The 6711-nt window shown below is 64.4% G+C and carries 5 protein-coding genes; 2 read left to right on the top strand and 3 right to left on the bottom strand.

The annotated features are described in order from the left end of the window. The 3 genes from B3873_RS20935 to B3873_RS20925 all read right to left on the bottom strand — a co-directional run. A partial coding sequence (locus tag B3873_RS20935; protein WP_286868786.1) for a fimbria/pilus outer membrane usher protein occupies positions 1 to 2034 on the bottom strand: 2034 nt, incomplete at its 3' end. Between the two features lie 10 nt (positions 2035 to 2044). Further along, positions 2045 to 2749, bottom strand: a complete 705-nt coding sequence (locus tag B3873_RS20930; protein WP_121043471.1) for a fimbrial biogenesis chaperone — start codon at positions 2747 to 2749, stop codon at positions 2045 to 2047. A gap of 125 nt (positions 2750 to 2874) precedes the next feature. Then, positions 2875 to 3402, bottom strand: a complete 528-nt coding sequence (locus tag B3873_RS20925) for a fimbrial protein (RefSeq protein ID WP_209534203.1) — start codon at positions 3400 to 3402, stop codon at positions 2875 to 2877. A 279-nt stretch (positions 3403 to 3681) separates the two neighbouring features. Between B3873_RS20925 and B3873_RS20920 the strand changes: the two genes are divergently transcribed. Then, positions 3682 to 5115 carry a fimbrial protein gene (locus B3873_RS20920; protein ID WP_286868782.1) on the top strand — a complete coding sequence of 478 codons (1434 nt, stop codon included), beginning with the start codon at positions 3682 to 3684 and terminating at the stop codon, positions 5113 to 5115. A 259-nt stretch (positions 5116 to 5374) separates the two neighbouring features. Beyond that, entirely contained in the window at positions 5375 to 6664 is a 1290-nt protein-coding gene (locus B3873_RS20915; RefSeq protein WP_039784211.1) for an O-acetylhomoserine aminocarboxypropyltransferase/cysteine synthase family protein, read from the top strand. Positions 6665 to 6711: the final 47 nt, after the last annotated feature.

The raw sequence follows: 6711 nt of genomic DNA, 5'->3' as shown, positions 1-6711 counted from the left end.
GAGGGTGATCCCGCCGGCATGCACGGCGAGCGCCCCGCGCACGTTGCCGGCCCCCTGCCAGTAGTCGCGCCCGTGCGTAAGATTGAGATTGAGGTTGGCCTTGGGCAGACGCGCGCCGAGGTTGCCGTTGATGCTGTCCTGCTGGCCGCCCGGCACATGGCTGGCCCCCACGCTGTAGCTGAGCTGGCGCTCGCCCGCCAGCATGCCGGACACCTGGGTCTGATAGAGGTCCTGGTCCGCCGCCCGGACCACCGACGTACTGGCGACAGGCCGCTCACCGCCCTCGCGCCCCAGCGGGATCGACAGCGACAGCATCAACGAGGAGCCCGGTTGCGCCACCGCTGCCAGCCGCCCGTCCAGATCATTGGCGGTCCGAGCCACACTGCTGACCTGCTGCCTCTGGAAGGCGAGGTTCAGGCTCACGCCATTGCGCCACAAGGTCGAATACCCGAACTGCAATTGCGTGATGCGGCTGCGGTCATGGTGGAAGGTCTGGGTCAGGCCGGAGAGATAGAGCGAGCCCAGGCTCCCCAGTTTCTGGCTGAGCGAGAGATCGATGCGCGAGTGCTGCTGATAGCTGGTGGAACTGGCCAGCGAAGAGAATCCGGTACGCCGCACCTGGCGCTCGCTGATCACGTCGGCCAGTTCGCGGTAACCGGACGTGGAGTAGCGATAGCTGGCGATGGAGAACTGCGTGCCGGTGACATCGAAGGCCCGTGAATAAGACACGCCCATCATCCAGCCGCCACGCGCACCGCCACCGGTATCGGCATGCGAATAGTTCAGCGACAAGCCCAGCGAACCGGCCGGCCCGGCCAGGGTGGTGCCCAGCACCGCCGACTGGTATGCCGGCGCCAGGCGCAGCCCAAGGCTGCCGGTCATGCTGTTGCTCAGCCCGCGCTGGTAGAGCGCATCCACGAACGGCAAGCTGCTGTCGGTATCGCGGGTCCGGCCCAGTGTGACGCTGTAACGCTCACTGCCAGGCCGCATCGATTCCGGCAGCGCCGAGTAAGGCACGCTGAAGCGGGACCGGGTGCCATCGGCCTCGATGACGGTGACATCAAGATCGCCGTTGTAGCTGGTCGGATACAGATCGTCGATCACGAAACTGCCCGGAGCGACGGTGGTGCGGTAGATATCGCGCCCCTTCTGGCTGACGATGACCTGAGCGTTGCTGCGCGCAGTGCCACGAATGACCGGTGCATAGCCGCGCTGCGAATCGGGCAGCATGCGCTCGTCCGAACTCAATTCCAGTCCCTGGTAGGCCAATCCCGACAGCAGCTTGCCGGAGGTATAGCTCTGGCCCACCGTCAATTCGCTGGTCCAGTCGGGCAAGGCGCGGCGGGCATAGGTGCGCACCGGATTCCAGCGCAGTCCGCTGCGGCTGTCATAGCCCAGGCTGCCTTGCTGGCGCAAACGCCACAGGCCCAGGTTCACGCCGCTGTTGGTAAAACCGTAGACCGAACTGCTGCTGGCCTGGGCGGTATGGGCGTAATACTGGCTGATGCTGTAGTTGAGGAAACCCATGCTGTCACCGGCATCGTAGAGCGCGGGATCGATGTAGCCCCGCGCGACATGGTTGCGTTGCGCCTGCGGCAGGCTGACGTCCAGCCGCAGGCGTGAGAGATCGAACACGGCCTGCGCCCCGGGCGCCAGCTCGTCGATGCGGGCGCATTCGCGCTGGCCCAGCTGCGCGACCAGATCCTGCCGCAGGTCAAGCAAGACGGCGTCCTCGGCCTTGAAGCAGGCCGCCGCGCCCATCCCTTCAACCAGGTCGAAGCGCAATGCACGGCGGTGGCTGTAGCTGCCATTGACAAACACATCCACACTGTAGATACCGGGCTCGACATTGCCCACGCGATTGAAACGAGACAGGCTGCCCTTGTTGATGGGCGAGGCCATCTCCAGCGATTCAAGGAATCGATAGCTGTTCTCCGCCGGACCGGCCACGGCCACCGGCCAGGCCAGCAGCCCGGCCCCGAGCGACAGGACGGACCGGGCCACGCGCCACAGAGGCGAGGGATGCACACTCACCGTGATCACCTCACTGCACGGGATAGTCGCGCGGCACTTCCACACCCACATCGTTGAGCAGACGCAGACGCATGCGCATGCCTGCACGGTCGGCCGGCACATGGTCCAGCGGCCAGCGCAGTTCCTGGAAAGGCTGGATCACCGTGGTCCTGGCCAGCGCTTGCGCCTGGTCACCCAAGACCAGATCGGCCTGCTGCACCATCAGGTGATAGCCACTGCCGTTGCGCACCACCATGCTGGCCATCCCATCGCTGCTGTCGATGGCGAAGGAAAGCGCCGCGGGTGCGCGCGCCGCATCGGCCTCGCTGGCCAGGGCGGGGGGACGATAGAAGACTTTCATGCGGCTGCGCACGGTCAGCACCAGCTGATTGTCGTTGACCGAATCGGCCTTGAGGGCCGGCACCTGCAGGAAATTCAGAAAGAACAGCGACTCGCGGTCCTGCGGCAGCGCTGCGCCGATGTAGGAGAGCCGCACCACCTGGCCGCCGTGCGGCTCGATGCGGAACACCGGCGGAATCACCAGGAAGGGCGAGGCCTGCCCATCGGGCCGGCCGGCGTGTCCATCATCCAGCCACAGCTGGACCAGATTGGGATGATCGTCAGGGTTGCTGAAGCGCAGCACCTGCTCGCCGGCGTCAGCCGGATAAATGACGCGCGTACCGAGCATGGTCACGCTGGCGCTGGCATGCGCACTCAGCAGGAAGACCAGCAACATGAGGAGACCTGCGCGCAAGCTTGTTCTGTTCATGGCAAAAACGGGGATGCGCCGCCGGGAAATATCCCGGCAGCGACAGGGGTGAGACCAACGGGGAAACGGAAGTCCGCGCCCGGACAGGCGCATCAGAAGTAGTCGAGGGCGTACTGCACCGAGCCAATCACGGAGCCGGCTTCGGCCGCGCCGCCTTCGGCGACGTAGCGTACGGCAAAGGTATGAGAAGCACTGGTACTGCCGGCGGCGATCTCCAGCCCCTCGACCGACACGCCGCTGCCGCCCACCAGGCTGATCGGATCGCCGCCGACGCTCTTGCGCAATTGCAGCGCCACGTTCTTGGCGCTGCCCAGGTTGGGAATGTTGTTGCCGCTGGTGGCGGCGCTGGCCAGGAATTGCGTCTTGACCTTCAGTTTATCGGTGGCCGATGCCGTACAACCACTGACACTGACCACGAAGGGCGTCTCGCCCGCTGAAGCGCCTGTCGCCGCGAGGTCGCCGGTGGCCACCGTGGGCAGCAGCACCACTGGATTGGCCGCACCGTCGACCATCACCTGGCAGGTCTGGCTGTTGACCTGGCCACGGAAATTGATGGTACTGCCTGCCGCCAGTACCACCGACGGCGAGACCAGCAACAGAATTGCGAGATGCTTTTTCATTTTTACCCCCAAGGAGAATTCGGTCGATCCACGAAGAATGCCGACACCAACCGATGTGTCCGGCACCAGACGAATCATAGGCAGGCAGGTGGCGCAGCAGAATCGGCGCTCCCCCAAGCAGCCGTTGGCAATCGCTGATTCAGCAATGGGCAAAATCCCAAACGCGGGCATCGCCGCACAATGGGATTTGGCCCATGCACATTGCAGAGCTGGCCCATGTCGCGCACAGGTGCGCTTGCGCGAACATGCAGGGCTTCCCATCCTTGCCGGAGTTTTCCCTTGTCTGCTCGCCCGCCCGATCACGCCAGGCCCGGCGTACCTTCCCACTGGGTCCTGCCCTGCCCTTTGCACCTGCTGCTTGCCTTGCTGGCGCTATGCCTGCTGTCGGTGCCGGCAGAGGCCATCTGCAAGCGCAACAATCGCATCGCCTATCCCTTTACGCCCTTGAGCGATGGCGGCTCGGCCCAGTTCTGGTTCGGCCGCATCAATCTCGCCAGTACCGTCCTGCAGCCGGCCGGCACACTGCTGGGCAGTGCTGTGGCGACGGCCGCCGAGGCCTCCGGCATCAGCGGCGATACGCTGCTGTGGACCTGTGACCTGGCCGATGCCGGACAGATATCCGAAGTGTTTTCCACCAATGGCGATGACCGCGTGGGCGGATTTGCCGAGATCGGCACGCAGGATGGCTTGTCGGGTTTCTACCGCACCTGGTTTCCCGGTGTGGCGATCCGGCTCACGCATCTGCGCTCAGGGAAGGTGTTTTCGCGCTATTACCAATCGGCCCGTCTTGAGAACTACGACGTCGATGAAGCCAGCAAGAAGATCCTGATCCGCGCCAGGCATCTCAGTCCGGTCAAGGCCGAGATCGCCCGTGTCTCCGATCTCAGTCCGGGAACCGGCACCAGCAACTGGTGCGGCGACCGCCCGGACAACCGGCTGCAGGCGGCGGTTCCTTACCGCTGTCTGCAGCCCAATGGCTACCTGATGCTGCGGGGCCCGGGCTACAACCGCGCCAGCGGCGACATGGATGATGATGGTGAAGATCACGCGACGCGCTTCCTGTTCTTCGGTGCCGCCAACGGCATCGCCTTCGGCATGCGCCAGGCGGCCACCCTGAGCGTGCTGCCCTCGTGCGTGGTGCAGAACGTGACGCCGGAAGTGGTTTTTCCGACGATCTCGGAAGAGGAACTCAGACAAGGCGAGACACGGCAGGTGGAATTCACGCTGGCCTTTCGCTGTGACGAGGGCGTCAATACCCGACCGCCGGCCACCGCCGGGACCGACGACAACCAGACCGCCTTTGGGATCCAGGTCTCACCGGGCGCACTGGCGGCAGCGCGGCAGCTGGGGTATGTCAATCAAGACCAGGGCGTGCGGTATCTGCTCTCGGACTACTACGGCCTGGATCCTTCTCTGGCCAAGGGTGTGGGCATCAGCCTGAGCGACAGCGACAGCCAGCAGCCGATGCAATTCCTCAGCTCGCCGCTGGCCGGTCAAGGGATGTCCTCACCGCTGCCTGCGGGACGCAATGCCGGCTGGTATCGGCTCGACACCAGCAATGCGTCACGCTGCCTGCCGTCGGCACCTGCTGCGCCCGCGTATCAGTTCACGGTGGAAAAGCGGCTGACCGCTACGCTGCAAAGACTGCCAGGGCAAGCCGTGGCAGCAGGCAGGGTGTTTGCGACCGCCTATGTGATCGTCAAGGTGCAGTGAGGCGCGCGGCCGGTGCGTAACCGGCTGGGGCCGGAGCGCCCGCAGGGAAGCTTGCCCTGCATGCTATCCATCGTGACTGATGCAGTATTGCTGTGCAGTTCGAACACGGATGGAGATTGGCCTGACATCGATGCGACCTCACCGGCATGGGCGCATATGCTTATGAGAAATCATTTCTTTGCGCGCCCTGCCTGCTCGCGCTAGCGTCTGGGGTGCGACAGTGTTCCCGCATCCCATTCACGAGAAGAAGAGAGACAACATGCCAGACAACCCGCAATGGAAATTCGAAACCCTCTCCGTCCACGGCGGCTACGATCCTGATCCGACAACGCGCGCCGTGGCCGTGCCGATCTACCAGACCGTGGCCTTCGCCTTCGACGATACCCAGCACGGTGCCGACCTGTTCGACCTGAAGGTCCAGGGCAACATCTATTCGCGCATCATGAACCCGACCCAGGACGTGCTGGAAAAACGCCTGGCCGCACTCGAAGGCGGCATCGCCGCCCTGGCCCTGGCCTCCGGGCAGGCCGCCGTGACCTACGCGATCCAGACCATTGCCGAAGCGGGCGACAACATCGTCTCGGCCTCCACCCTGTATGGCGGTACCTACAATCTCTTCGCCCACACGCTGCCGCAGTTCGGCATCCAGACGCGCTTCGCCGATCCGCGCCAGCCGGAGTCCTTTGCCCCGCTGATCGATGAGCGCACCAAGGCCATCTTCATCGAATCCATCGGCAACCCGCTGGGCAACGTCACCGACATCGCCGCCGTGGCCGAGATCGCACATCGCCACGGCGTCCCGCTGATCGTGGACAACACCGTGGCCACACCCTATCTGCTGCGCCCCTTCGAGCATGGGGCCGACATCGTGGTCCACTCATTGACCAAGTATCTCGGCGGGCACGGCACTACGCTGGGCGGCGCCATCGTGGACTCGGGCAAGTTCCCCTGGGCCAAGCACAAGGAACGCTTCAAGCGCCTCAACGAACCCGACGTCAGCTATCACGGCGTGGTCTATACCGAAGCGCTGGGCGAGGCTGCCTATATCGGCCGTGCGCGCGTGGTCCCGTTGCGCAATACCGGCGCCGCGCTCTCGCCCTTCAATGCCTTCCAGATCCTGCAGGGCATCGAAACCTTGTCCCTGCGGCTGGACCGCATCACCTCCAATGCGCTGGCCGTGGCGCAATACCTGAAGCGCCACCCGAAGGTGCGCTGGGTCAACTATGCGGGGCTGGAAGATCATCCCGACCATGCGCTGGCGCAGAAGTATTTCAAGGGCCGTGCCTCGGGCGTGCTGACCTTCGGCGTGGCCAATGGCCGCGACGGCGGCGCGCGCTTCCAGGATGCGCTGCAACTGTTCACGCGGCTGGTCAACATCGGTGATGCAAAGTCACTGGCCACGCATCCTGCTTCCACTACGCACCGTCAGTTGTCGCCCGCCGAACTGGAGAAGGCGGGCGTGACGGAAGATACCGTGCGCCTGTCCATCGGCATCGAGCATATCGACGATCTGCTGGCCGACCTGGAACAGGCCTTGCAGTCGGCGTGATCTGATCGATCCTTCAACAAAAAAATGGCTCCGCATGCGGAGCCATT

This window comes from Herbaspirillum sp. UBA812, assembly GCF_002296545.1.
GTDB lineage: Bacteria > Pseudomonadota > Gammaproteobacteria > Burkholderiales > Burkholderiaceae_D > Herbaspirillum > Herbaspirillum huttiense.
The sequence above is the reverse complement of the archived record's forward strand: the minus strand, read 5'-3'. Positions and strand labels throughout refer to the sequence as shown.

Coding starts and splice junctions, on each gene's coding strand:
- B3873_RS20930 (WP_121043471.1), bottom strand. CDS start 2,749: ATGTTGCTGGTCTTCCTGCTGAGTGCGCATGCCAGCGCCAGCGTGACC.
- B3873_RS20925 (WP_209534203.1), bottom strand. CDS start 3,402: ATGAAAAAGCATCTCGCAATTCTGTTGCTGGTCTCGCCGTCGGTGGTA.
- B3873_RS20915 (WP_039784211.1), top strand. CDS start 5,375: ATGCCAGACAACCCGCAATGGAAATTCGAAACCCTCTCCGTCCACGGC.